General features: G+C 64.4%; 22 protein-coding genes, 1 tRNA gene and 2 pseudogenes. 19 read left to right on the top strand and 6 right to left on the bottom strand.

The window, feature by feature from the left end:
* Positions 1-8: 8 nt before the first annotated feature.
* The 4 genes and pseudogenes from GY791_13725 to rplU form a co-directional block, all read right to left on the bottom strand.
* Positions 9-1133: a glutamate 5-kinase gene (locus GY791_13725; GenBank protein ID MCP4329481.1), complete on the bottom strand. Its 1125-nt coding sequence runs from the start codon at positions 1131-1133 to the stop codon at positions 9-11.
* A 2-nt stretch (positions 1134-1135) separates the two neighbouring features.
* Entirely contained in the window at positions 1136-2167 is a 1032-nt protein-coding gene (obgE, locus tag GY791_13720) for a GTPase ObgE (protein MCP4329480.1), read from the bottom strand.
* Between the two features lie 95 nt (positions 2168-2262).
* Complete coding sequence (gene rpmA, locus GY791_13715) at positions 2263-2523, bottom strand: 50S ribosomal protein L27 (protein ID MCP4329479.1); 261 nt, start codon at positions 2521-2523, stop codon at positions 2263-2265.
* 17 nt (positions 2524-2540) lie between these two features.
* Positions 2541-3200, bottom strand: a pseudogene (gene rplU / locus GY791_13710) (50S ribosomal protein L21).
* Positions 3201-3415: 215 nt separating this feature from the next.
* On the opposite strand from rplU, the gene GY791_13705 reads away from it, so the two are divergent.
* From GY791_13705 to GY791_13685, 5 genes are all read left to right on the top strand, one after another.
* Positions 3416-3505: transfer RNA gene (locus GY791_13705), tRNA-Ser, on the top strand.
* A gap of 161 nt (positions 3506-3666) precedes the next feature.
* Positions 3667-5034, top strand: a complete 1368-nt coding sequence (locus GY791_13700; GenBank protein MCP4329478.1) for a hypothetical protein — start codon at positions 3667-3669, stop codon at positions 5032-5034.
* 115 nt (positions 5035-5149) lie between these two features.
* A complete protein-coding gene (locus tag GY791_13695) occupies positions 5150-6244 on the top strand; it encodes an IS5 family transposase (protein MCP4329477.1) in 1095 nt (364 codons plus the stop codon).
* Positions 6241-6567 (top strand): hypothetical protein, encoded by a 327-nt coding sequence (locus GY791_13690; protein MCP4329476.1) that lies wholly within the window; start codon positions 6241-6243, stop codon positions 6565-6567. Before GY791_13695 ends, GY791_13690 begins: the two co-directional genes overlap by 4 nt.
* Positions 6568-6846: 279 nt before the next feature.
* Positions 6847-8637, top strand: a complete 1791-nt coding sequence (locus tag GY791_13685; GenBank protein ID MCP4329475.1) for a hypothetical protein — start codon at positions 6847-6849, stop codon at positions 8635-8637.
* Between the two features lie 15 nt (positions 8638-8652).
* Here GY791_13685 and GY791_13680 read toward each other — a convergent pair whose 3' ends face one another.
* Positions 8653-9324: a hypothetical protein gene (locus tag GY791_13680; protein MCP4329474.1), complete on the bottom strand. Its 672-nt coding sequence runs from the start codon at positions 9322-9324 to the stop codon at positions 8653-8655.
* Positions 9325-9765: 441 nt separating this feature from the next.
* Between GY791_13680 and GY791_13675 the strand changes: the two genes are divergently transcribed.
* The 14 genes from GY791_13675 (at position 9766) to GY791_13610 (ending at position 26119) form a co-directional block, all read left to right on the top strand.
* Positions 9766-10776, top strand: a complete 1011-nt coding sequence (locus GY791_13675; protein ID MCP4329473.1) for a branched-chain amino acid ABC transporter permease — start codon at positions 9766-9768, stop codon at positions 10774-10776.
* Between the two features lie 2 nt (positions 10777-10778).
* A complete protein-coding gene (locus GY791_13670) occupies positions 10779-11849 on the top strand; it encodes a branched-chain amino acid ABC transporter permease (GenBank protein MCP4329472.1) in 1071 nt (356 codons plus the stop codon).
* A gap of 15 nt (positions 11850-11864) precedes the next feature.
* Entirely contained in the window at positions 11865-13112 is a 1248-nt protein-coding gene (locus GY791_13665; protein ID MCP4329471.1) for an ABC transporter substrate-binding protein, read from the top strand.
* Between the two features lie 5 nt (positions 13113-13117).
* Positions 13118-13912, top strand: coding sequence for an ABC transporter ATP-binding protein (locus tag GY791_13660; GenBank protein ID MCP4329470.1), 795 nt, complete (start codon positions 13118-13120; stop codon positions 13910-13912).
* The gene (locus tag GY791_13655) at positions 13905-16196 is read left to right on the top strand and encodes an ATP-binding cassette domain-containing protein (protein MCP4329469.1); all 2292 of its coding nucleotides are present in this window, start codon (positions 13905-13907) and stop codon (positions 16194-16196) included. Before GY791_13660 ends, GY791_13655 begins: the two co-directional genes overlap by 8 nt.
* A complete protein-coding gene (locus GY791_13650; GenBank protein ID MCP4329468.1) occupies positions 16183-17016 on the top strand; it encodes a phosphoenolpyruvate hydrolase family protein in 834 nt (277 codons plus the stop codon). Before GY791_13655 ends, GY791_13650 begins: the two co-directional genes overlap by 14 nt.
* 15 nt (positions 17017-17031) lie before the next feature.
* Positions 17032-19089, top strand: a complete 2058-nt coding sequence (locus GY791_13645) for a flotillin family protein (GenBank protein ID MCP4329467.1) — start codon at positions 17032-17034, stop codon at positions 19087-19089.
* Positions 19090-19091: 2 nt separating this feature from the next.
* Positions 19092-19529, top strand: a complete 438-nt coding sequence (locus GY791_13640) for an SRPBCC family protein (GenBank protein MCP4329466.1) — start codon at positions 19092-19094, stop codon at positions 19527-19529.
* Between the two features lies 1 nt (position 19530).
* Entirely contained in the window at positions 19531-21027 is a 1497-nt protein-coding gene (locus tag GY791_13635; GenBank protein ID MCP4329465.1) for a zinc-binding dehydrogenase, read from the top strand.
* A gap of 41 nt (positions 21028-21068) precedes the next feature.
* The gene (locus GY791_13630; protein ID MCP4329464.1) at positions 21069-21965 is read left to right on the top strand and encodes an alpha/beta fold hydrolase; all 897 of its coding nucleotides are present in this window, start codon (positions 21069-21071) and stop codon (positions 21963-21965) included.
* Positions 21862-23199 carry an amidohydrolase family protein gene (locus tag GY791_13625; protein MCP4329463.1) on the top strand — a complete coding sequence of 446 codons (1338 nt, stop codon included), beginning with the start codon at positions 21862-21864 and terminating at the stop codon, positions 23197-23199. Before GY791_13630 ends, GY791_13625 begins: the two co-directional genes overlap by 104 nt.
* A 366-nt stretch (positions 23200-23565) precedes the next feature.
* Positions 23566-24396, top strand: coding sequence for a phosphoenolpyruvate hydrolase family protein (locus GY791_13620; GenBank protein MCP4329462.1), 831 nt, complete (start codon positions 23566-23568; stop codon positions 24394-24396).
* 12 nt (positions 24397-24408) lie between these two features.
* Positions 24409-25668: a UPF0261 family protein gene (locus GY791_13615; GenBank protein MCP4329461.1), complete on the top strand. Its 1260-nt coding sequence runs from the start codon at positions 24409-24411 to the stop codon at positions 25666-25668.
* A complete protein-coding gene (locus GY791_13610; protein ID MCP4329460.1) occupies positions 25661-26119 on the top strand; it encodes a phosphoenolpyruvate hydrolase family protein in 459 nt (152 codons plus the stop codon). The genes GY791_13615 and GY791_13610 overlap by 8 nt, the downstream gene beginning before the upstream one ends.
* Here GY791_13610 and GY791_13605 read toward each other — a convergent pair.
* Positions 26077-26253, bottom strand: a pseudogene (locus GY791_13605) (helix-turn-helix domain-containing protein). The gene GY791_13610 and the pseudogene GY791_13605 sit on opposite strands and share 43 nt — an antisense overlap.
* Positions 26254-26364: the final 111 nt, after the last annotated feature.

Below are 26364 nucleotides of genomic sequence, written 5' to 3'. Positions count from 1 at the left end.
CGATCCTTTCAGCTCAGTACCAGATCGTCGCGGTGAACCATTTCGTCTCGTCCACGGTAGCCCAGGAGGCCCTCGATTTCATCGCTTTTGTGGCCGGCGATGAGGTGGGCCTCGGTGGCGGCGTAGGCGGCAAGGCCGCGGGCGATTTCGTTGCCGGCGCGGTCATGGACGATGATGGCATCGCCGCGTTCGAAATCTCCGCGGATCTCGACGACACCTGCCGGGAGCAGGCTCTTGCCGCTGCTCAGCGCCTTTACGGCGCCGTCATCGACGATCATCGCACCGAGCGGATTGAGCACGCTCGCGATCCATTTCTTACGCTGGGTCCGTGAGTTGGCCCCGGGCAGGAACCAGGTGTGGCGTTCCGACCGATCGACCTCGGCCAGGGCATGAGGTGCACGACCGTCGACGATGACCATCCGGCAGCCGGCGTTGAGCGCGATTCGCGCCGCCTGAATCTTGGTGACCATGCCGCCCGAACTCATGCCGACGGGCGCGGTGCCGGCCATGGCTTCGATCTCCGGCGTAATTGCCCGCACCACGGGTATCGGCTCGGCGGACGGGTCGCGCCGCGGATCGGTGGTATAGAGCCCGTCGATATCGGTCATCAGGACCAGTGTATCGGCGCTGATCATTTGGGCGACGCGGGCCGCGAGGCGGTCATTGTCGCCGACCCGGATCTCCTCCGTCGCGACCGTGTCGTTTTCGTTTATGATCGGGACGGCGCCGAGCCGGAGCAGCGTCTCCAAGGTATTGCGCGCGTTGAGGTGGCGCCGGCGACGTTCGGTATCCTCTAGGCTGAGCAGAGCTTGGGCCACCCGCAGGTTGTGGCGAGCGAGGCTATCCTGGTAAGCGTGGGCGAGGCGGATTTGGCCAGCCGCGGCCGCGGCCTGCTTCTCTTCGAGGCGCAGTCGTGCGCCGGCCAGTCCCAAATCGCGCCGCCCCGCGGCGATCGCGCCGGAGGATACGATGACGACCTCTTGCCCCTTGCCGCGGCCGGCGGCGATGTCGTCGGCGAGGGCATCCAGCCAGTCGTTTCGGATGCGTCCGGTATCATCATCGACGAGAAGGGCCGAGCCGATCTTGACGACGAGCCGCCGGCTATCGGCGAGACAATGGGCCTTCTCCGCCATCGTCATGGCTGCCAACAACCCGCCGCGACCGGTTCCTGCCGATCGCGCAAATTCTGAATCACCGCGAGGAGCTTCGCCATCAACTCCTTTACGCCTCTACCGGTGGCCGCGGAAAAGACCTCGATCGAGGTGCCGGCAGCGGTGGCGAGCATTGCGCAGCGTTCGATTTCATCCTGTTTCGACAACAGATCGCACTTTGACAGCGCGACCAGCGACGGCTTATCGGCCACTCCGGCGCCGTACGCGGCGAGCTCGTCGCGGACCGTTCGATAGTCGGCGACAGGGTCATCCGATATCCCGTCAACGAGATGAAGCAGAACCTGGCATCGCTCGATATGGCCCAGAAAACGGTCGCCCAGGCCCTTGCCGTCATGGGCCCCCTCGATCAATCCGGGGAGGTCGGCCAGGACAAAGCTTTCGCCGCCGGCATCGACCATGCCGAGTTGGGGGTGGAGGGTGGTAAACGGGTAGTCGGCGATTTTCGGCCGCGCCCGGGAGACCGCCGAGAGCAAGGTCGACTTGCCGGCGTTGGGTAGGCCGATGAGACCGGCCTCGGCGATGAGTTTGAGCCGTAACCATAGCCAGCGCTCCTCGCCGGACTCGCCGGGATCGAATTGTCGCGGTGCCCGATTGGTCGACGACTTGAACCGCGTATTGCCGCGACCGCCGCGACCGCCGCGCGCCAGAATCTCGCGCTGCCCGATTTCGGTGAGATCGGCGACCAAGGTTTCGCGGTCATCTTCGATGATCTGGGTTCCGCCCGGCACTTCGATAACAACGTCGGCCCCGTCGGCGCCGGTTCGGTTGCGGCCCATTCCGTGGTGCCCGCGCTCGGCCTTGAAATGCTGGCGATAGCGAAAGTCGATTAACGTGTTGAGCCCTTCGACACAAACCACCACGACGTCGCCGCCTCGGCCGCCGTCGCCGCCGTCCGGGCCGCCGAACTCGATGAATTTCTCGCGACGGAAACTAACGCAGCCGGCTCCGCCGTCGCCACTACGGACGAAGATCTTCGCTTGGTCGAGGAACTTCATTCGATTGCGCTCTCAAGCCGCCGGCGCCATCTGTCAAAAAAAATCGGGGGAAGGCCAAGCCGTTCCCCCGATCATGTTCATCAAGTCGGGAGCGTCTATGACGACGGTGGTACCACCGACACAAATGTTCGATCATTTGCCCGGCGCGTGAATTTCACGACGCCATCGGCCAAAGCAAACAAAGTATGATCCCGTCCCAGGCCCACATTCTCGCCGGCATGGAATTTGGTGCCACGCTGACGGATGATGATATTGCCGGCGATGACGGCCTGTCCGCCATACTTCTTTACCCCCAACCGCCGTCCGATCGAATCTCGGCCGTTGCGGGAGCTTCCGCCTGCTTTCTTGTGAGCCATCTCTTTCTCCTACTCGGCTAGCGCTTCTTCTTCGCCGCCGTCTTTTTCTTCGCGACCTTCTTCTTGGCCGCGGTCTTCTTCTTCGCGACCTTCTTCTTCGCCGCGGTCCTCTTCGTCGCCTTTTTCGCTGCCATGAAATCCTCCTATTCTGTGCCCTTAGGTGCAGATGTCGATTTTGCCGCAGGCTTTCCGACCACCGCCTTTTTGGCCGCGGTCTTCTTAGCCGCTGCCGTCTTAGCAGCAGCTTTCTTAACAGCCGGTTCCTTTCCAGCCGAATCCGGGGAGGTTGATTGCGTAGCCGCCGCCTTGGGCGCGGCCTCGGACTTGGCCGCCGCCGTCTTCTTGGCAGCGCCCTTCTTGAAACCCTCGGGAACGATCTCGGTAATGCGAATTGTCGTCAGCTGCTGGCGATGGCCATTCTTGCGCCGATAGTTCTTGCGGCGCTTCTTCTTGAAGATGACGACCTTCTCGTCCTTGATCTGCTCGACCACGGTACCGCGAACGCCGGCACCTTCGATGCCCGGCGTGCCGATGGTGCGCGCGGAACCATTATCGATCGCGAGGATGTCGTCGAATTCGACAACCGCGCCGGCGTCGCCGAGGAGTTTCTCCACAACGATCACTTGGTCCTGCGCGACCTTGTATTGCTTCCCGCCTGTCTTGATGACTGCGAACATGTCCGATCAACCTTTGGGGATATATATAAATAGCGAACAGACTGAGAGTGCAAGCAGTCTGTTTGCAGAGCGGCGGCACTATAGCGGCCGCGCAACGCGAGTCAACCCGCAACAACGAGCATCGGACAACGATGTGATTGCGGTGCCAAGGCCTTTCGATTAGGGTGCGCGCCGGCTCCGGAAAGGCGCGCCGGCCAAGACCAATCACAGTCCGCGGAGGGGTGCCGGAGTGGTCGAACGGGGCGGTCTCGAAAACCGTTGTACGCTTAGGCGTACCGTGGGTTCGAATCCCACCCCCTCCGCCAATTTCCCCTCGGTGCCAAGCGCTTGGGGTAAGACACCTTTAAGTGAACCGAGTGTGAACTTCGTACTCCGCTCATGATTTGCAAACAATCTGCAAACCATGACGGCACGAAGGGGCGATTTATGGAGGATGCGGGGCAGAAGAAGAACGCCGAAAAGCATCTTGAGCAAATTGCGTGACGATATCTGTGCCGAGGCTAGGATGCGGTTTACGAAAGCCAGTGGTCTGACTCCATCCGAAAAGGTTTTATCCAACCTTTGCGATCGTTCCTTTCTTTCGTTCTGGAGCTATCCGAATCTGTATCGTGCGGTGGCCAAGGAGCTGTGCGACCTCTTGGTGGTGTTTGGCGATGATATTGTTATCTTTTCCGATAAGTCTTGCGCCTATCCGGACAGCGGTGATGCCGCGCTAGATTGGAGCCGATGGTATCGTCGCTCAATCGCTAGATCCGCACACCAGATTCATCGGGCCGAAAATTGGGTCCAGAAATCACCCGAACGCATTTTTCTCGATGCAAAATGCGCCAGGCCACTGCCAATAGTGCTCCCGCCGGGGACGAACCTGCGGGTTCATCGTGTCTGCATTGCCCTTGGAGCATCGGATCGAGCGATGGCTGAAACCGGCCGACGAGACGTGACTATCTCGGCAATCGCCGAGGACGACAGTGAGCGCTTCACAGTTGGAAAGATCAATGCCGCCCAGGGGCTCGTTCATGTCTTCAACGAGATTACTCTGCCTATCGTTCTATCTGAGCTTTCGACGACTGCCGACTTCCTCGACTACTTGCGAAAGAAGGAGGCGCTTTTCGATTCAGGGCGATTTGCGTTTGCGGAGTCAGAGCTGGACCTCTTGGGCTACTTCCTTTGGCACAATCGCGAGTTCCCTATTCCCAGTTCAACCCCATTCCGGCTCGAGCCGAACCTTTGGCAGCAAGTTGAGGCTGACGCACAGTTCCTTGCCGCACGCGAGGAGAACGAGATTTCCTTCCTCTGGGACGGCCTTATCGGATATTTGACAAATTTGTACATGAATGAGGATCTTGGGCAGGGCAACGAGATAGCGATCACCGACTACGAACGGGCGGTCCGGGTAATGGCCGGTGAGACTCGTTTCTCGCGGCGATTGCTCGCGAAATGGATTCTTGAACGCGTGGAACGAGCAAGAGATGGTTATATCGGCAGCTGTTTTCCGTCGCCTCAAGAAGACGTGCTTTATGTGCTTCTCGTGGGTCCCGGGGACCGGGGTCAGGACCATGCCAGGTATCGCAAAGCGAGGTCCGAGCAATTGCACGCCCGTTGCATCGCCGGTAAGGCGACTATGCCGGACAGACGTTTTATTGTAGGCATCGCGCTTGACGCGCGCGGCGTGCAAGGGAGTTCCGAGGATTTCATCTATTTGGACACAGAAGAATGGACGAAGAAGGCACTCGAGAACGCCGAACAGCTTCGCCAGGAATGGGGCTATATCGTTGAAGGAATGGCGCAGATGGTCGAGGTTGCGGAAGCAGAGTATCCTGGCACCGAAGCCTAGCTCAGCCCAGGTAAGAATCAATCAAGGAGGCGAGGTGACTAGCAGGCTGCTGAAAAAGTCCTCGCGTTGTTTCTAGGAGAGTGATTCCCTGTTTGCGGAGAACAGGGAGGCGTTGATGCGTTGTGAGGACAGAAGGAGCGGCGCGCTTTTCAGCTATGTTGATCTTGAGGAGCGTGTTCCGGAAGGCCATCCGCTGCGGCTGATCCGTGAGGTTGTGAACGCCGTTCTTGTGGGTTTGTCGGCGGATTTTGCGGTGGTCTATTCGCACAGGGGCCGCCCGTCGATCGCACCCGAGAAGCTGCTTCGGGCTCTGCTGCTGCAGGTCTTTTATTCAATCCGTTCGGAACGCCAGTTGATGGAGCAGTTGGACTTCAATCTGCTTTACCGCTGGTTCGTCGGTCTCGGCGTTGATGAGGCGGTCTGGGACGCGACGGTGTTTTGCAAGAACCGAGACCGGCTTCTGGAAGCGGAAATCTCCCGCAAGTTTCTGTCCGGGATTATCGCGCATGAGCGTGTGCAGGGCCTTCTGAGCCAGGATCACTTTTCGGTGGATGGAACCTTGATCGAGGCCTGGGCGTCGATGAAGTCTTTCCGCCCCAAAGAGGCTGATGGGTCAGGCAAGGACGATGGCGGCCCTGGCCAGGACCGCAATCCGGATCGAGATTTTCGGGGCCAAAGGCGCAAGAATGAGACCCATGCCAGCACCACTGATCCGGACGCGCGGCTCTATCGCAAAGGCCGTGGCAAGGAGAGCAAGCTTTGTTTCATGGGTCACGCTTTGATGGAGAACCGCAACGGCTTGGTGGTTGGCATCCTGGTGACCCGCACGAGCGGTACAGCCGAACGCGAGGCCGCCTTGGACTTGGTCGACGGCCAGGCACCTCGCGCTGGCGCCACGCTTGGCGCCGACAAGGCCTATGATGTCTGGCGCTTCAAGCAGGCGCTGAAGGAGCGGGGCTTGGTGCCCCATATGGCGCGGCGAGCCGAGGTCGGCTGGGGTGGCCACCCCATTCCAACGCCGCCCGGCTACGATCTCTCGCAGCGTCATCGCAAACGGATCGAGGAGGTCTTCGGCTGGGTCAAGACTATCGCCGGTCAGGCCAAGACCCGCTTTCGTGGGCAACCTCGTGTCGAGGCGTCCTTCACCTTCGCCGCTGCCGCCTACAACCTGATCCGCTTGCCCAGGCTCCTCGCCCAAGCGCCGCCATGACAAGGGAGATTGTCTGCGAACTGATCGGCAAATGGCGCATCACCGAAGCCGATCTCTGGGATCGTACCTTTCTCGATCTCCTGGAGCCCGCTCACATGACCTTTGAAAGTGATGGCCATGGAGATTTTGCATTCGGTTGCGTCAAGGGCGGCCTCGATTGCGAATATTCCCGTCGGATCATCTTCTTCACTTGGGAGGGCTTCGATGAAATGGACGAGGCGCGCGGTGACGGATCCGCCGAACTCGAAGATGATGGAACCCTCGAAATCGAATTCCATTTCCACCTCGGCGACGAAGCTATCCTGAAAGCGCGAAAATCGTGACTTTTTCAGCAACCTGCTAGCAGGGTGCTGAAAAAGTCGGTGAGATGGGCAGGGCTCGCAATAAAAGAATCGACACGGTGCCACTAGCGAAAAGAAAGAATCGCCCCCGGGTCATTTAGGAATCATTCTTGCTCAAATCCATGCCGGAAATAGTTTTTCAGCAGCCTGCTAGGCGGCTAGGAGGCAGCCCGCGGCGATCTGGGCGGACTGCCTAGTCTGGCCAGTTCGAGCGTGGCCAACTAGTGTTATCACTGTTTCGGATAATGAAAGGCTCTGGTTGTGGCTACGTCGGGAAAAGGCTTCCGTGGCGACGATGATGGCCGCGGGCTGCCGTTTCCCCGCAAGTTCCTGATCGGTGCGGCGATCGGGTCGGGCAATACGGCGCTCGCCGCCGAACACGGCGGGGCCGATATCCTGCTGGCGATCAACGCCGGCCGGCTGCGCAACATGGGGGCGCCCTCGATCGCCTGCATGCTACCGATCTTCGATGCTGACAACCTGACCGACCGCTTCGCCCGCGAGGAGCTGCTCGTTCAGTGCCGGATTCCGGTCCTGCTCGGCGTGAACGTCTGGGAACCAGATTTCGACCCGGTGGGCAAGGCCGAGGCGATCCGCGACGCCGGCTTCGCCGGGGCGGTCAATTTCCCCAGCTGCATGCACTATTCGCGCCCGATGCAACAACTCCTGGCGCGTGCCGGGCGTGGGATCGAGCGCGAGGTCGAGCTCCTGCGAGCGGCCCAGGATGTCGGCCTGACCTCTATGTTCTACTGCGCGACGCGGACCCAGGCACGGCTGGCGGCCGATGCGGCGATCGACCTCATCTGCTTGAACCTGGGTTGGAACGTCGGCGGCGTTTTCGGCCACCGCGGCCGGGCGACGATCGAGGAGGTCGCTACCGTGGCCCGCGAGGTCGGCCGCCTGATAAAACGTATCAACCCGGCGACGCGCTTCTTGCTCGAAGGCGGGCCAATCGTCACCGCGGAGGACCTGGGGCGAATCGTTAACCTCGCGCCGATCGACGGCTATGTCGGCGGCTCGACGATCGAGCGCATCCCGCTCGAGGTGTCGGTCGCCGATCAGATTGACCGCTTTCGCCACGCCAGCAAGCATGGCGCCGAACTTGATTCGGACGATTCCGGCCTCGTCGCCTGGGCGCGGCAGTTCGGCTTAGTCGGCACCTCGCGGCCTCATCTCGCCTTTTTGCGCCGTTTGCGGGCGCTGGCGTCGGCATCCGAGCCGGTCCTGCTGCTCGCCGAACGGGGCATCGGCGCGATGCCGGCGCTGAAGGCTTTGAGCGCCCCGAAGGGTCAGGCCCGCGCGTCGGCGATCGTCACTGTCGATGTCGCCGGCGAGGACCGACCCGTCCGGGCGCGCAATATCCTATTCGGCCACCGCGACACGATCACCCGGCGCCGGCCGGCGCTCGCCGACAGCGAGATCGGCTTGCTTGTCATTCGTGCGCCCGAGCGCCTGCCGCCGGCGACCCAGCGGCGGCTCGCCCGGGCGCTCCGCGACGGCGCCTTCCGCGCGGTCGGCACGCGGCGCCCGCTGCCGGTCGTGCCGCGGCTGGCCCTGGTCTGCGACTTTCCGGTTGCCGAGGGCCACGAAGAGGAAGCCCTTGCCGGCGCCGGACTGGAGCCCGAGCTGATCGCCCATATGACCGGCTGGACCCTGCGCCTGCCGCCGCTCCGCGAGCGCATCGACGACCTGATGACCGTGATCGAGGCGATGACCGCAGACAGCCTGAGCGTTGCCGTCGACTGGTCGCGTTTCTCGGCGGCGGCGGCCAAACAACTCCACGCTCATCATTGGCCGGGCAACGAGGCGGAATTGCGCGCCCTCCTCGGCGCGCTTGCCGACCGGTCGTGGGACGAGCCGGTTCAACCGTCCGAGCTGCTCCCGGTCCTGGAACAGGACGCCGACGCCGCGCCCGTCATCCGCACCGAGAAGGACAGCATCGTCGATGCCCTCTGGCGACACGGCTTCAACCGGACGGAGACAGCGGCCGCCCTCGGCATTTCTCGCAAGACCCTCTACAACAAGATCAAGAAGTATGGTCTCGACGGCTGAACAGGACCCACCCCGTCACACCGGCACCGGGCGGCAGATCATGCCGTCGAGGCGCTCCGGCCACAGCCGTTCGTGTTCGGCCTCCCCCGTGTTGCCGAGACCGAAGACGGGCCCCGGCCAGCCCGCAGCCGCCACGGCATTGGCGACCGCCTGGATGGCGGCGCCGCGCTGCCGCAGGGACGGGAAACCGGCGGCGAAATCGGCAACCCGCGGCAGCACGATCAAGGCGTCGGGAGCGATGTCGACTGCCGCCACCGCGTCCGCACCGTCGGCGACGACGGGGGCGATCCGGAACCCCTGGTCGCGAACGGCCGCCAACGACTGCAGCTCACGGCGGTGGTCGAGGTCGACATCGGACAGCTGGCGGGCGAATTCCTCGTCCTGCTGGGCGACGCTGGGCAAATTCGTCACCCATCGGACCCCCGCCTGGGCCAAGCGCCGCCCCTCCGATTCGACATTCAGGAACGGGCTGGCGAGAAACAGGCCGAGGATCGCGCCGTCGACCGGCGCCGAGCCCTCGGCGACGGCGTCGATAAGTCGCTTCGGACCCGCGTTGGTCGGCAGCAGAATGCTGACCTCCTCCGGCATCCCCTCCTGGCGGAACCGGGGCCCGATCGTCAAGACCGCGGCCGGAATGTCCGCCGCCGCGTCCGGGCCTCCGTGCCGCAGGACGATCCGCCATGTCATGCAATTCACCATCATCGGCCAGCCTAGCCCCCGGCCGGCCGAATTGCGACCGCGATAAGCCGTCCTTTCCGGGCATCGCGCCGCAGCCGGCCGATGTCCCACGGTCGGCAAGGGGTCGCGCCATGGCGATTCGGTCGGACCGGCCTGAGAATGACTCACGACCGAAAATGGATTCAGTCAATATATCAAATAATTTTACCCAAATTTACCCAATCGATTGATTTCGCCGGTTGCAGCGGCGGTCCCGGCGAGACAGGCTTTTCAAAGCGGAACTAACAACGCTGCAGCGGTATGGGCGCCGCCCGATCGGGGGCCCGCGCTAGCGAAATGAAGGGTGTCCGTCGCGCTGGCGACGGCGCCGCAGGGAGGGACAACGATATGCCGCATTTCGGCGCCACGCGGGAGCGCCGTGTCCGGCCTTAGGCCGGCACGGAAAACCCCATGAGGCAGTTCATCGAGCGCCATACCTTTTGGGCGATCGTGATCGCCGTTGTTGCGGCGCTTTTTCTGTGGCTGATCGCCGCGGTCTGGCCCGATTGGCTGATCGACGCCCTCGGCCGCAAGAAGACCTTCGTCAATACGCTGCTCAACGGGATCACCCTGGGCGGGCTGTATTTCCTCGTCGCCAGCGGCTTCACCCTGGTCTTCGGCCTGATGCGCAACGTCAACTTGGCGCACGGCTCGATGTATCTTCTCGGCGCCTATATCGGCTACGAGGTCGCCGAGGCCAGCGGCAATTGGTTCCTCGGCCTTGCCGCCGCCTTCGTCGCCATCGGGCTCAGCGGGATGCTGTTGCAGGTCCTCGTCTTTCGCCGCATGGAAGGGGACGATTTGCGCCAGACCCTGGTCACGATCGGCATCTCGATCATCGCCGCCGACCTGATGCTGGCGGTGTGGACCGGCACCACCTATCAGTTCCAGCCGCCGGAATGGCTGTTCGGTGCGGCCAGCCTGCCGGTGGTATCGGTAATCAAGGCCTCGGGCGACCCGGTCTACATCAAATATCCGGTCTATCGCCTGTCCGTCCTCTTCGTCGCGGTCGCGGTCGGGATCGGCCTCTGGCTGTTCCTCAACCGGACCCGGGTCGGGATGATGATCCGCGCCGGCGTCAACGACCGCGAGATGCTGTCGGCAACCGGGGTCAACGTGCAGCTCGTCTTCGCCCTTGTCTTCGCGATCGGCGCCGGGCTGGCCGGGTTTGCCGGCGTCGTCGGCGGGACGGCGCTGTCAATTGCACCGGGCGAGGACCTCCGTTACCTGCTGGCGTCCCTGATCGTGGTCATCGTCGGCGGCCTCGGCTCGGTCACCGGCGCGGCGATCGGCGCCCTGTTGATCGGGCTCGCCGAACAGTTCGGCCTCGCCTACTTCCCGACTTACGGCGTCGTGCTGACGTTCCTGATCATGGTCGTCGTCCTCGCCGTGCGTCCGCAGGGCATCATGGGGGAACGCTAGGCATGAACGCGCGCAGCCTATTCTCCGGCCGCCATTCCGTCAGCGATATCCATCCAGCGGCAATCGCCACCGTGGTCGTCCTGATCGCCTATCCGACCTTCGCCTCCGACTTTTTCGTCTTCCAGATCGGGGCCTATTCGCTGATCCTCGGGACGATCGCGCTGTCGCTGATGATGCTGGCCGGCTATGGCGGCATGGTCAGCCTGGCCCAAATGACGGTGGCCGGCCTCGCCGGCTATCTGGTCGCGATCCTCGGCGACAACAGCGTCGAAGTGATGGGGCTCGACTGGCCGTGGTGGCTGTTCGTGCCGACCGCCATTCTCGGCGCCGCCCTGTTCAGCGCCTTCGTCGGCGCGGTCGCGGTCCGGACCGAGGGTATCTATACGATCATGATCACGCTGGCGATCGCCGTCGCCTTCTTCTACCTGGTGCGGCAGAACTACGTGCTGTTCAACGGCTGGACGGGCTTCGCCGGGGTCGAGCCGCCGACGCTGCTTGGGGTCTATTGGCGCGATCCAGTGCCGTTCTACTATTTATCGTTGGCCGTGGCGGGCTTCTTCTTCCTCGCCGTCCTTTACGCCTCGCGCTCGACCTTCGGGCTCGGGCTCCAGGCCATCCGCGATAACCCGCGGCGCATGCGCGCGCTCGGCTACAACGTAACCCTGCATCGCATCGTCGCCTATTTTCTGTCCGGCCTGATCGCGGCCACCGCGGGCGTCCTATTTGTCTGGTTCAACGGCCGCATATCCTCGGGCTCGGTCGGCGTCGGCATCGTCATCGACATCCTGGTCATTGCCGTGATTGGCGGCATCCGGCACCCGGTCGGGCCGTTCCTCGGGGCGCTGGCCTTTGTCCTGCTCGAGAATTTCGCGATCGACCTGATCGACCGGGAGCGGTTCAACACCGTGATCGGAGTGGCATTTCTTTTGGTGGTTTTATTTTCGCCGGATGGCCTTATCGGCATTTGGCACCGGATCCGTCCCCGGCTCCGGATTGGCGGAAGCACGCGGTCCAAGTCCGGCCGCGTGGAACGGGTCGACCGGCACGCTGCCGGGTCGCTCGAACAAACCTGAACAGTGGAGGTGATTATGCACGGACTAGCCAAGAAAGCACTTGCGGCGGCCATCGTGTTGGCATTCGCGAGCCCTGCCGTCGCCCAGGATTCAATCAAGTTGGGCGCGTTGGCAACATTGGAGGGCGCGTTTGCCGCGCCCGGTGAGGACGGCATCCGGGGCGTCCGGATGGCGCTCGAAGAGTTCGGCCACATGGCCGGCGGCAAGAAGATCGAACTCATCACCGGATCGTCGGACGCGTCGCCCGACAGCGCGATCCGCGCGACGCGGAAGCTCGTCGAGCAGGACGGCGTCAAGGTCCTGATCGGCCCGCTGTCGGGTTCCGAGGGCCTCGCGGTCAAGGATTATGCCAAGACCCAACCCAACGTGACCTTCCTCAACGGCACCTCGGCGGCCCAGGACACGACCCTGCGCAGCCCGGCGGAGAACTTCTTCCGCTTCAGCACCGATGGCGCCCAGTGGATGGCCGGGCTCGGCGAGTATGCCTACAACAAGAAGGGCTACCGCAAGGTCGCCGTGCTCGCCGAGGACTATTCCTTCCCCTATACCCAGGTCTTCGGCTTTCTTGAGCCGTTCTGCCGCCTCGGCGGCAAGGCGCCGATCGATGCCCGGTTCTGGGTCCCGATCGGCAACAAGGACTATTCGTCGGTCATCGCCGCGCTCCCGGATGACGTCGATGCGATCTACGTCGCGCTCGGTGGCGCCGATGCGGTCAACTTCCTGACCCAGTACGAGCAGACCGGCGGCGAGCTGCCGTTGATTGGCGGATCGATCACCGTTGACCAGACCGTGCTCGGCTCGAAGGGCCGGACCCGCGATTTCGTGATCGGCACGCCGTCGGCGGGACCAATCTCCGACACCTGGGACAATCCGGCGTGGAACGGGTTCGTTGCTGCCTACAAGAAGCAGTTCCCGGACGGCTTCCCGTCGCCCTCGCTGTTCGCCCATGGCTATTACATCAATACCAAGGCGGCCCTGTTGGCGCTCAACGAGGTCGGCGGCGACCTCTCCGACGGTGGCGTCAAGTTCCGCGCGGCCCTGTCCGCGTTGGAATTCGACACCCCGACCGGCAAGGTGTCGCTCGACGAACGGCGCCAGGCGATCGCGGACATGTTCCTGACCGAAGTGATCGAAGGACCCGATGGGAACCTGCTCAACAAGACGATCGAGGTGATCCCACAGGTCACGCAGACCTTCGGCCTCTCCTATGAGGAGTTCCTGAAATACGGGCAGGTCGGCCGCGAAAACCCGTCCTGCATGTAAGTCCGATGCCGTCGACGCCCGGAACCGACGCGCTGTCCCGACTTCAAAGCGCCGGCCGTTTTGCGCTGGAGCTTGAAGCGGTCAGCCGCCATTTCGGCGCGCTGGTCGCCCTTGCCGACATCAATCTGACGGTGCAGGCGGGGGAACGACGCGCGGTTCTGGGCTCGAACGGTGCCGGCAAGACGACCTTGTTCAATGCCATCACCGGCGATTTCCCGCCGACCACGGGCCGCGTGCGCCTGTTTGGTGAGGATGTGACCGACTTTCCGGTCCACGAACGGATTCGGCGCGGCCTGCGCCGGACCTATCAGATCTCGCTGCTATTCGACGGCCTCAGCGTGATCGACAACATCTACCTCGCCTGCCGTGGGGTCAGCCGCGGGCGGTTCGCGCTGCGCCGACCGCCGCCCGACGACACCGCGATGCAGGCCGCGGAAACGCTGCTCGAGGCCGTGCATCTCGACAATGTGCGGGACACGGCGGTCGCCGCGCTCAGCCACGGGCAGCAGCGCCAGCTCGAAATCGCCCTGGCGCTGGCCGGGGCGCCCCGGCTGTTGTTGTTCGACGAGCCCGCGGCCGGCCTGTCGCCGACCGAACGGGGGGAACTGGTCGAGATCCTGCGCTCGCTGCCCGATCACATCGGATACATCATCATCGAGCACGACATGGACGTGGCGCTGCGGGTCTCGGAGAGCGTGACGATGATGCACAACGGGCGGATCTTCAAGGAAGGGACGCCGGACGAGATCGAAAACGACCCCGAGGTGCAGGAAATCTATCTGGGGCAGGGCCATGCGTAGGCGCGAACGCGAGCGCCGGGAACCTGCGCCCGCGCTGCAGATTCGGGATCTGCATGTCTATTACGGCCAATCCCACGCGCTCCAGGGCGTCGACCTGACGCTGGAGCACGGCGTCCATGCGGTGGTCGGACGCAACGGCATGGGCAAGACGACCCTGTGCAACGCCATCGTCGGCCTGTTGCCGGTCCGACGCGGCTCGGTCCGCTTCGAGGGCGACGAGCTCGCCGGCCTGCCGCCCTACCGGATCGCCGCCAAGGGTGTCGGTTACACGCCGCAGGGACGGCGGCTCTGGCCCTCGCTCAGCGTCGACGAGCATCTGCGGCTCGCCGAGAGCGGTGACGGCGCGTGGACCATCGACCGCATCTACGAGACCTTCCCGCGCCTTGACGAGCGTCGGCGCAACCGCGCCGGCCAGCTATCGGGCGGCGAGCAGCAGATGCTGGCGATCTCGCGCGCCCTGTTGCAGAACCCGCGGCTGCTGATTCTGGACGAGCCGACCGAGGGCCTGGCGCCGCTCATCGTCGAGCAGGTCGAGTCGCTGCTGGCGACGCTTGCCGCCGAACGCGATGTCGCGATCCTGCTGATCGAACAGAACATCGCGGTCGCCACCTCGATCGCCGACGACGTCGCGATCATGGTTAACGGCCGCATCAGCCGGGTGATGCCGGCGCAGGAACTTGCCGGCGACCGCACCCTGCAGGAGCAGTTGCTCGGCGTCGGCCGCCATTCCCACCAGGACCCCGAACCGGCGGTGCCCGCAGCGCCCGCGCCCGAACCAACCGCGCCCGAGGTCGTGGAACCGGCGGCGGCCGAAGAATTGAGGGCCGCGCCCGAACCTGCGCCCGAATCCGTGCCTGAACCAGTGGCTGCGACAAACCTCGTCTATATGGCGCCGACCCGGTGGTCGAGCGCCGCCTGGCGCGAGGGCGAAGGTGGCCAGGAAGCGCCGCCGCGACCGGCCGCCGACACCGCGCCGGTCCGGCCTTTCGACGCCAAGCCCGAGCCCATCTTCAAGGAGCCGCCGACCCCGCTCCACGCCCTTGCCGGCAACGATGTCTATGTCGTCGGCACTTTCGATACCAAGGGGGCGGAGCTCAGCTACATTCGTGATGTTCTGGCCGACCATGGCCTGCCGGTGCGCACTGTCGACCTGTCGACCTCGGGCCGGCCGTCATCGGCCGACGTCCCGCCCCATGTCGTGGCCGCCTATCACCGCAGCGGCGCGGCGGCGATGTTTACCGGCGATCGCGGCGCGGCGGTGGGCGCCATGGCCGAGGCGTTCGAGAACTGGCTCCAGCGCCAGCGCGGCGTCGGCGGCATCATCTCCGCCGGCGGTTCCGGCGGCACCTCGCTGGTGACGCCCGGCATGCGCGGCCTTCCTGTTGGCATTCCGAAGGTCATGGTCTCGACCGTCGCCTCCGGCGATGTTGGCCGGTATGTCGGCCCGTCGGACATCATGATGATGTATTCGGTCACCGACGTGCAGGGGCTCAACCGGATTTCCAGGCGGGTCCTGGCGAACGCGGCCAACGCCTTGGCCGGCATGGTCCAAGACGGCGCCGAGGAGGCGCAACATCGGCGGGCCGGGCCCGAGAAGCCTGGCCTCGGCCTGACCATGTTCGGCGTCACCACGACGGCCGTCCAGCAGATCACTGCGCTGCTCGACGACCGATACGACTGCCTGGTGTTTCATGCCACCGGCACCGGCGGTCGGTCGATGGAAAAGCTGGCCGACAGCTTCATGCTGGCGGCGGCGGTAGACCTGACGACGACCGAGGTTTGCGACATGATGATGGGCGGCGTCTTTCCCGCGACCGAGGACCGCTTCGGCGCGTTCATCCGCACGCGCATTCCCTATGTCGGGTCGGTCGGGGCGCTCGACATGGTCAATTTCGGCGCCCGTGACACGGTCCCCGAGCGCTACCGCGGCCGCACCTTCGTCGAGCACAATCCCCAGGTCACCTTGATGCGCACGACCGCCGAGGAGAACGCGCGGATGGGCGATTGGATCGCCGGCCGGCTGAACGAGATGACCGGCCCGGTGCGCTTCCTGATCCCGGAGGGCGGCGTCTCAGCGCTCGATGCGCCGGGCCAGCCGTTCCACGATCCGGCCGCCGACAAGGCACTGTTCGATGCGATCGCGACGCGGTTCCAGGAGACAACGACCCGCCGCCTAATTCGCACGCCCTACAACATCAACGACCCGGCCTTCGCGACGGCGGTCGTCGAGGCCCTGGAAGAAATCCACCCAACAACGAGGATGCGCCAACATGCCGCGCTTTGAGCGAAAAGACCTGCTGGAAAAGTTCCACGACATGAAACGCCGGGGCGTGGCGATCATCGGCGGCGGCGCCGGCACCGGCCTGTCCGCCAAATGCGAGGAGGCGGGCGGCATCGACCTCATCGTGATTTACAATTCAGGGCGCTACCGGATGGCCGGACGCGGGTCGCTGGCCGGGCTGATGGCCTATGGCAACGCCAACGACGTGGTCATGGAAATGGCCCGCGAGGTGCTGCCGGTGGTGCACCAAACGCCGGTGCTGGCGGGCGTCAACGGGACCGACCCGTTCTGCATCTTCGACCGCTTCCTCGACGAGTTGAAGGCGGTCGGCTTTACCGGCGTCCAGAATTTTCCGACGGTCGGCCTCTTCGACGGCAGCTTCCGCGCCAATCTCGAAGAAACCGGCATGTCCTATGGCCAGGAGGTCGATCTGATCCGCCTCGCCCGCGAGAAGGACCTGCTGACCACGCCCTATGTGTTCAACGAGGACGATGCGGCGGCAATGGCGGAGGCGGGAGCCGATTTCGTCGTCTGCCACCTCGGCCTGACGACCGGTGGGTCGATCGGCGCCGCGACCGCCTTGGCCCTCGAGGACTGCCCGGCGCTGGTCGATGCCTGGGCGCAAGCGGCGCTCAAGATCAACCCGGACATCATCGTTCTGGTTCATGGCGGGCCGGTGTCGATGCCGGCCGACGCCCGTTATGTCCTGGACAATACAGAGACCTGCCATGGCTTCTATGGCGCCTCGTCGATGGAACGGCTGCCGACGGAAAGCGCGCTGACCGAGCAAACCATGGCCTTCAAGAATATTGCGAGCGGCTAAAGGGAGGATGGAATCATGACCGGTGCGTTGATCGGATCGATCATTCTTTGGCTCATTGTCGCGATCGTCCTGATCGTGGTCGTCGTCTACCTGCTTAACTGGCTCTATCGCCGGTCGAGCAAGGAAGTCGCCTTCGTGCGAACCGGATTCGGCGGCGAAACGGTGGTGATCAATGGCGGGGCACTGGTCCTGCCGATCGTCCATGAGGTGACCGCGGTCAACCTCAACGTCGTACGCATCCCGGTGGCGCGAACCCGCGAGGACGCGGTGATCACGCGCGACCGCATGCGTGTCGATATCGAGGCCGAGTTCTTCGTCCGTGTCATCCAGGAACCAGCGGCGGTCGCCGCCGCTGCCTCGACGCTGGGCCGCCGCACGATGGAGCCCGACAGCCTGGCCGACCTGCTGCTCGGAAAGTTCGTGGCCGCGCTCCGTTCGGTCGCGGCCGAGATGTCGCTCGACGAGATGCACGAGAAACGCGGCGACTATGTCGCCGTCGTCGAGGAACGGGCGGCGGGCGCGCTGGCGCGCAACGGCCTTGAACTGGAATCGGTGGCGATCACCGATCTCGATCAGACCAACCTCGAATTCTTTAACCCGGCCAACCGATTCGACGCCGAAGGCCTGACGCAATTGATCGGGACCATCGAAGAGCGCCGCAAGCTGCGCAACGACATCGAACAGTCGGCCATGGTCGCGATCCGCAGCCGCAATCTGGAGGTCGAGCAGGACACCCTCAAGCTGGAACAGGAAAGCGAGCGCTCGCGTCTCGAACAGGAGCGCGAGGTCGAGGCCCTGCGCGCCGCCCAGCAGGCCCAGATCCAGCAGACCCGGGTCGCCGAGGAGGCCGAGGCCGAGCGGTCGCGGATTGCCAGCGAACAGGAGACGCGCGCCTACGAGATCGGCCACCGGCGCACCGTCGAAGAGGCCGAGATCAAGGCCCGGGAAGAGGTCGAGCGGGTGCGAATCGCCCAGGAACGTGCGCTTGAGGAATCGCGCATCGAGCGCGAGAAGCACATCCGGACGCAGCAGATCGAGCAACGCCACGAGCTCGATACCGCGGAAATCACTGCCAACGAGGACGTGGAACGGGCGCGCATCGTCTCGGATCGGCAATTGCGCGAAGCGCGGATCATCGCCGAGGAGGAAACGGAAGGTCGCGACATCGCCCGCGGGCAGGAGATCGAGACCGCGCGGATCGCGTCGCAGAAGGCCGTCGAGACCGCCCGCATCGCCCAGGAACAGGTGCTCGATAAGGCGCGGATCGAGCGCGACCGGTTGCTGCGCTCGCATCAGGTCGCCCAGCGCCAATCCATCGAGGAAGCCGAGATCTCCGCCCAGGAGGAGATCGAGCGCGCACGGATCGCGTCCAACCGCGGCCTCGAGGAGGCGCGGATCGTCCAGGACCGCGACCTCAAGCGGCTCGAGGTCGAGCGGGCGCAGGCGCTGGAACTGGCGGAGATCGGGCGCCAGATTACCGTGCTCCAGAAACAGCTCGAGGAAGCCGAGGCCCGCATCGAGGTCGAAGGCGCCCGCGCGCGCACCGTCGAGGCCGAAGAGAAGGTGGCGACGGTCCGCGAAACCGAGATCGCCGAGCGCATCGCGGCCGTCGACCGGCTGTTGGCCGACAAGGACGCCGACACCGCCCGCATCGCCGCCGAGACCGAGAAGATCACCGCCGCCGTCGCCGCCGAAGCCCAGCGCCTGCGCAACGAGGCCGAGAACGTTCTCAGCCAGGACGCCCGGGCGGCGATGCTGCGGTCGAAGATGATCGACCGCCTCGAGGGCATTGTCCGCGAGAGCGTACGCCCGATGGAACGGATCGAGGCGATCAAGATCCTCCATGTCGACGGCCTCGGCGGCAACGGTGGCGACGGCCATCGCTCGCCGACCGACGAGGTCATCGAAAGCGCGCTCCGCTACCGCGCTCAGGCGCCGCTGATCGACGAGATGATGAAGGAGATCGGCGTCGAGAACCCCAATGTCGCCCGCATGGGTGACGTTTTCCGCTCCGCTCGCGACGCCCACAGCATCGCCAGAGAGGTCGAGGGCCGCAAGAAGGAGGACGAATAGGAATGGCGCAGGTCTATGCGTCGTCGGTCATCGCCGCGCCGGCCGAGCGTGTTTGGGCGACGGTCCGCGATTTCAACGGCCTGCCCGACTGGCATCCGTTGATCGCGGAAAGCCGGATCGAAGGCGGCGCGCCGGCCGACCAGGTCGGCTGCGTGCGCGCCTTCCGCCTGACCGACGGCGGCTTCATCCGCGAGCGGCTGCTGGCTCTGTCGGACTACGACTACAGCTGCACCTATTCGATCCTGGAGAGTCCGATGGGGGTGGAGAACTATGTCGCCACACTCAAGCTGACGCCGATCACCGACGGCGCGCGGACCTTCGCCGAATGGTCAGCCGAATTCGATTGCCCGACGGACCGCGAGGCCGAACTGGTCGCCAGCATCGGCGGCGACGTCTTCCAGGGCGGGTTCGATGCGCTGAAGGGCAGGTTCGGGGCCTGAGATGGTCACCGTCCGCCGCAGCACGATCATCGATGCCCCGATCGCGGCGGTCTGGGAGGTGCTGCGCGACTTCAACGGCCACGACCGGTGGCATCCCGCCGTCGACCGCAGCACACTCGAAGGCGGCAAGCGGACCGATCAGGTCGGCGCCGTACGCAATTTCGTCCTCGGCACCGGCGAACATTTGCGCGAGCAGCTTCTGGCGATGTCGGACAAGGACCGCAGCTTCCGCTATGCGATCGCTGAAAGCGAGATCCCCCTGATGAACTATGTCGCCGAGGTCGCACTGAAGCCGGTGACCGACGGCGACCGGACCTTCTGGACGTGGAGCTCCCGGTTCGACACCCCCAGCGGGCGCGAACGCGAGTTCGAACAGTTGGTCGCCGAAAGCGTCTACGAGGCCGGTTTCGAAGCGATCCGGTCGCGGGTCGAATCGCATGCCCCGATGCCGCAATCTTCATTGGCGGCTGGCGCGGCGCCGGCATCGGGGCCGGCCCTCGACGGCATGGCGATGGTCATCGATCGCTACGGCGGGGCCGACGAGCTGCACCCGGCGCCGGTTTCGGCGCCACCGCCGGGGCCCGGGCAGGTGCGCCTGCGTCAGACCGCGATCGGCGTCAACTACATCGATGTCTATTGCCGGACCGGCTACTTCGACCTGCTGACGCCGCCGGGCGCCTTGGGCATGGAGGCGGCCGGCGGCGTCGTCGATGTCGGGCCGGGCGTCCGCCATCTGGCCCCAGGACAGCGCGCCGCCTATGCCTGCCCGCCGGTTGGCGCCTATGCGACGGTGCGGACGATGGATGCCGCGCTGGTCATCCCGCTGCCCGACAGTATCGACGACGTGACTGCCGCGGCCGGCTTGTTGAAGGGAATTACCGCTGCCTTTCTGTTGCACCAGGTCCACGCGGTCGGCCGCGACGAGACGGTCCTCGTCTACGCGCCCGCCGGCGGCGTCGGCCGGCTGCTGTGCCAATGGGCGAACCATCTCGGCGCAACCGTCATCGGCGCGACGTCGACCGAGGAGAAGGCCCGTATCGCCCGCGGCGTCGGCGCCCAACACGTCATCCTGCCGGGATCGGCCAGCCTCGAACAACAGGTCCGAGACCTGACCGGAGGACGCGGCGCGGACGTCATCTACGACGCGGTCGGCCGCGACAGTTTCGCCCATTCAGTCGCTGCCCTGGCAACCTGCGGCCATCTTGTCAGTTTCGGCCAGGCCTCGGGCCCGATCGGATCGTGGGACATCGACGCGTTGGCATCCAACTCGGCGACGATCTCGCGGCCGAATTACGGCCATTACACGGACACGCCCGAGAAGTTGGCCGTCCTCACGGAGCGGCTGTTCGACGCCATCGACCGGCGGATACTCTCGATCGAGGTCGGCAACCGGGTCCCGTTGACCGAGGCCGCGGCCGCCCATCGTGCCCTGGAAGCCCGACAGACGACCGCATCGACGGTCTTGATCTCCGAGCACGAGACGACGGGTCACGGATGATGCGCGCGCTGCCCGAAAACCCGGTGGAGGCGATTTAGGCGATGACCGAACTCCGGCTTGGCAGCATGGTCATCGAAGATTCCGGCGACGGACCGGCGGTGGTCATGGTCCATGGCCTCGGCGGCACCAGCAACAGCTTCCAGCCGCTGATCGGAGGGCTGGACGGCTTTCGCGTTCTGCGCCCGGACCTACCCGGCGCGGGGCGATCGGCCACCCGGCCGGGGTTACCCGGCCTCGCGGGTCTGGCGTCGGCGGTGCGCGATACCATGCGGGCGGCGGGCGTCGCGCGGGCTCACTTCGTCGGCCACTCCATGGGCACGCTGATCTGTCAGTATATCGCCGCGGAGAGGCCGGAAACGGTGGCCAGCCTGGTCCTGTTCGGGCCCATCCTAGAGCCGCCCACCGCCGCGCGCGCGGCGCTCAAGGAACGGGCCGAGGTGGCGCGGTCGGCGGGCATGGCCGCCATCGCCGATGCCGTGGCGGCGGGCAGCGTGGCCGATGGTCATCCGGCCGCGGCGGCCTTTGTGCGCGAAAGCCTGATGCGTCAGGACCCGGCCGGCTACGCCGCCCATTGTTCGACGCTGAGTGTGGCAGACGTCGCCGATCACGCAGCGATCGGCTGCCCAACGCTGCTGATTGCCGGTGACAAGGACCCGGTCGCGCCAGTCGACATGGCGCGCCACCTGCAACAAGCCATCGCCGGGGCGCGGCTCGAGATCGTGCCCGGCGTCGGCCACTGGATGATGCTGGAAGCGCCGCAGCGCTCGGCGGAACTGCTGCGCGCGCATTTGGACGAGACCGCGCTAAAATGCGGACAGCAAAGGAGTCAGGGACATGACCGACACTACTTTCGTCGGCTGGGGCGGAAAACGCTCCTCCAACGGCGGCGAACACGAAACCGTTTTCAGCAACGTGCGCATCATCGACGGTACCGGTGAGCCGCCTTACACCGGCGACGTAACCGTCGCCGGCAACCGGATCAGGGCGATCAACCGCTCCGGCGGCGGTTTCGGCATCGGCGGCAGCGGCGGCCAACGGATCGACGGCCGCGGGATGACGCTGATGCCGGGTCTGGTCGACGCCCACCTCCATCTCAGTTGGAACAACGCACCGGGAATCGATCCGATACAGTTGATGCCCCCCGAGGAGCACGCGCTGAACTGTGCCTATATGGCAAAAACGGTCCTCGATGCCGGATTCACTGCCGGCTACGGGGCGGCGGCGGCCAAACCCCGGCTTGATGTGGTGATCCGCGACGCGATCAATGCCGGGCGGGTTCCAGGACCACGATATACCGCCGCAGGGCCGGAACTGACCGCCGTGGGTGGCCTTGGCGACGCCTCGCTACCGCATATTCCCCATGAGGGTCTCAATCTCGGCATCGTTGTCTCCGGGCCCGAGGAGATGCGGCGGAAAGTCCGCGAACTGATGAAATGGGGCGTCGATACGATCAAGATCAATCTCTCCGGGGAAGAGATCACTGGCATGGGTGCCGAGGAGAACCAGTTCACCGACGAGGAGATCGCGGTCGCCGTCAGCGAGGCGCGCGGACGCGGCCGGCGGCTAGCGGCACATGCGCGGTCCAAGGAATCGATCCAGCGCTGCGTCAAGTTCGGGATCGAGATCATCTACCATGCCTCGTTCTCCGACAACGAGACGCTCGATATGTTGGAGGCCAACAAGGACAAGCATTTCGTCGCACCCGGCTTGGCCTGGCTGATCAACACGGCGCGCAATGCGGCCGAGTACGGGATCGTGCCCGGCACGCCGATCACCATCGCCTATGAACGCGAGCTCGAACATGCGATCGAGACTATGAAGGCGATGCACCGGCGCGGAATCCGAGTGCTGATTGGCGGCGATTACGGCTTCGCCTGGACGCCCCATGGCACCAACGCCAAGGACCTCGAATATTTCGTCGATATGGTCGGCATGTCGCCGATGGAGGCGATCCAAGCCGGTACCAAATACGGCGGTGAGATCATGGGCATGGGCAACGAACTCGGCCTCATCCGCGAAGGCTATCTCGCCGACATGCTGCTCGTCGATGGCGACCCGCTGGCGAACATTCGTGTCCTCCAGGACCACGATCGCCTTGTCGCGATCATGAAGGACGGCGCGTTCCACAAGGTCCCGAGCCATGACCCGGCGGGCATGCGGCTGATCGCGTAAGTGAGCGGACCGAGGGGAAGCTAAGGAGCTCGTTGGCCCACGATCCGTCGAGTTTGGCGCATGTCGGTCCCGAGTGAGACATTGCAAGGCGAAGTGACACCCTGAGAACGGCGTTTTCCCATGAGTTATGCCTTTTGAGGGTCGTGACCGGACGTTCCGCAAGGCCGCTGGATATGCCTGCTATCGGGCGGAAAGCGGAGGTTCAGTGTGTTGGGGCGTTCAGTGTGTTGGGGCGTTAGGTCCGCCTGTATCCATGAGCCGATATTTTGATGGGCGGTCGGGAATTGTGCAGCAACGTGCTCGGCATGGCCCCGCGAACGTAAGTGAAAGCGATTTCGGATAACGTCCCTTTTGGAGGAGATTGAAATGGTCTTTTCCCGTGTGCAGATACTTGAAAGACTTCGCGCCAAAGTGGCCGCAGGCAAGCCGCTTATCATGGGCGGGGCCGGCATCGGCCTCGTCGCCAAGATCCTCGACCGGAACGGCGTCGACGTCATCATGGCCTATAATACCGGCCCATTCCGGATGGATGGCCACGGATCGCTCGCCGGCTATCTTGCCTACGGCGACGCCAATCAGATGACGATCGACCTTGCCGGGAAAATCGTTCCCGTATCGCCCAATACGCCGGTGATCGGCGGCATCGGCGCGGCCGACCCCTATCGCGACGTCGATGCCCTATTCACCACCTATTTGCAACTCGGCTATTCCGGGATCACCAACGTTCCGACCGCCGGCATCTACGATGGCACTTTCCGCGGGCATATAGACCAGACCGGGCTGGGCTATACAAAGGAGGTCGCGCTGATACGAAAATGCCGAGAGCGCGATATCTTCACCATCGCCTATGCCTTCACGCCGGACGAGATGCGGCAGATGGCCGATGCGGGCGCCGACGTGATCGGCGCCCATGTCGGCCTGACCACCGGCGGAACGATCGGTGCGGGCGACGCACTGGATCTCGATGCCGCCTGCCGCAAGACCGCCGAACTCAGCGCCGCCGCCCGCGAGGTCCGCGACGATATCCTTGTCGTGGCGCATGGTGGCCCGTTCGAAAGTCCGAAGGAGGTTCAACGCTGTTTCGAGACCACCGACGTCGACGGCTTCCTGGCGGCCTCCAGCATCGAACGCATTCCGGTCGAGAAAGCGCTGACGGAGGTGTTGCGGGCCTATCAAGACCTGAGTTTCAAGAGCTGAGGCGAGAAGAGGATGGCGACCGTCGTTCTGATCGGCACGCTGGATACCAAGGGCCGCGAATACCGGTATTTGCAAGAACACCTGCTGACCGCCGGCGTCGAGGTCGTTCTCGTCGATATCGGCGTACTGAAGGACCCGGCGATCGAGCCCGACATCTCAGCCGCGGACGTGGCGACCGCGGCGGGGACGACGATCGAGACATTGCGCTTCTCCCGCGAGGGAAGCGATACTCGCGCCAAGGCGCTCGCGACCATGGAGCGTGGTGCGACAACGATCGTGAAGAAGCTTCGAGACGAAGGCCGCTGCGACGCGGTCCTCGGCGCGGCCGGCTCGGGCGGCGCCTCGGTCATCAGCGGCGTCATGCGGGCGATGCCGCTTGGCATGCCGAAGCTGCTGCTGACGACCATGGTGACGAACGCCGCCGCCTATATCGGCACCCGCGACATCACGCTGATGCATTCCGTGACCGACATTGCGGGCCTCAACCGGTTCTCGAGACGGATCCTCGGTAATGCCGCCTTGGCCGCCGCGGGGATGACGGTGTGGCGGGGTGAAGGTGAAGACGCCGGCCGCCCCCTTGTGGGCATAACCATGTTCGGGGTGACGACACCAGGCGTCCTGCGGCTTCAGGACCGACTCCATGACGCGGGATTCGAAACCATTGTATTCCACGCCGTCGGCTCGGGCGGCCGCGCCATGGAGCAAATGATCGATGAAGGGCTGGTCGACGGCGTCGTGGATTTCACGACCAGCGAGCTTACGGACGAATTCCTCGGCGGTGTCTTCAGTGCCGGGCCCGATCGGATGTCGGCGGCCGGCCGGCAGAGCATTCCTCAAGTCGTCGTGCCGGGTGCCATCGAAGTGTTGAATTTTGGCCCACGCGATACCGTTCCTGCCGAATTCAATGGGCCGGATCGGCGCCTGATCGTGCACAATCCCTATGTCTCGGCCGTCCGGACGAAGAAGGAGGAGGCCATCGAGCTCGCGCGAATCATGACCGGTAAGCTGAACCAAGCCAAAGGGCCGACTGTGGTGGCGCTTCCGCTTTCCGGGTTCGACAGCTATCAGAAGCGGCCGGATGGCCCGTATATCGACGACGACGCGGATGACGCGTTTTGTGCCGAAATCCGCCGAACATTGCGATCGGACATCCCGTGCATCGAGGAGGAGTTCAACATCAACGACCCGGCATTTGCGGACCGCGTGGCCGAAGCCTTCATCGGGATTTGGAGAGGTCACGAAAGCGCGGGCGGAGACAATGACGATGCTTGAGGAGATCTCGGCTCGTTTCAAGGGCTCAATCGATAGCGGCCGACCGCTGATAATGGCCGGGGTCGGCTCCGGATTGACGGCGCGCGGCGCCGTCAAAGGCGGTGCCGATCTATTGGCCGCCTACAGCACGGCGGTGTATCGCTGCCGCGGCCTGCCTTCCCTGCTGTCTTTCCTGCCGTATGACAATGCAAACGACCTTACCTTTGCCGTCGCCCCCGACGTTCTCGCACATGCCGGCGTCTGTCCGGTCATTTTGGGCCTTGGCGCACACGATCCGGGCCAGCCAATCGAGAACCTGCTCGACGCTGTCGAGTCGCTGGGTGCCGCGGGTGTGATGAACGAACCCTTTGTCGGGATGTACGGTCAGGAAATAAAAGCGGAACTCGACGCGGCGGGCCTGGGGTTTCAACGCGAGCGGCCGCACAACGCCTCAAGACCGTGTTCCTTGTAGCGGTTGAAGATTTTGTAGCCGGTCTTTCGGGATATCCCGAAAGACCGGCAGACATCGCTCATGCCCTCGCCTTCCAGCAACCGGGCAACAAATCGTAACCGTTCCTCCATAACCGAACTCTCTTTCCACGGCATCAACACCTCCCGCCAACGGGCGAAAAGTGTTACCCATGTGTGGAGTGACCCCCAGGGGCTGGACACCAATCAGGCGGCTGGTTTGACCGGCTGCCGGGCGTGATCCTCCTC

Source organism: Alphaproteobacteria bacterium (assembly GCA_024244705.1).
Lineage (GTDB): Bacteria > Pseudomonadota > Alphaproteobacteria > JAAEOK01 > JAAEOK01 > JAAEOK01.
This window is presented reverse-complemented; position numbering and strand designations above follow the sequence as displayed.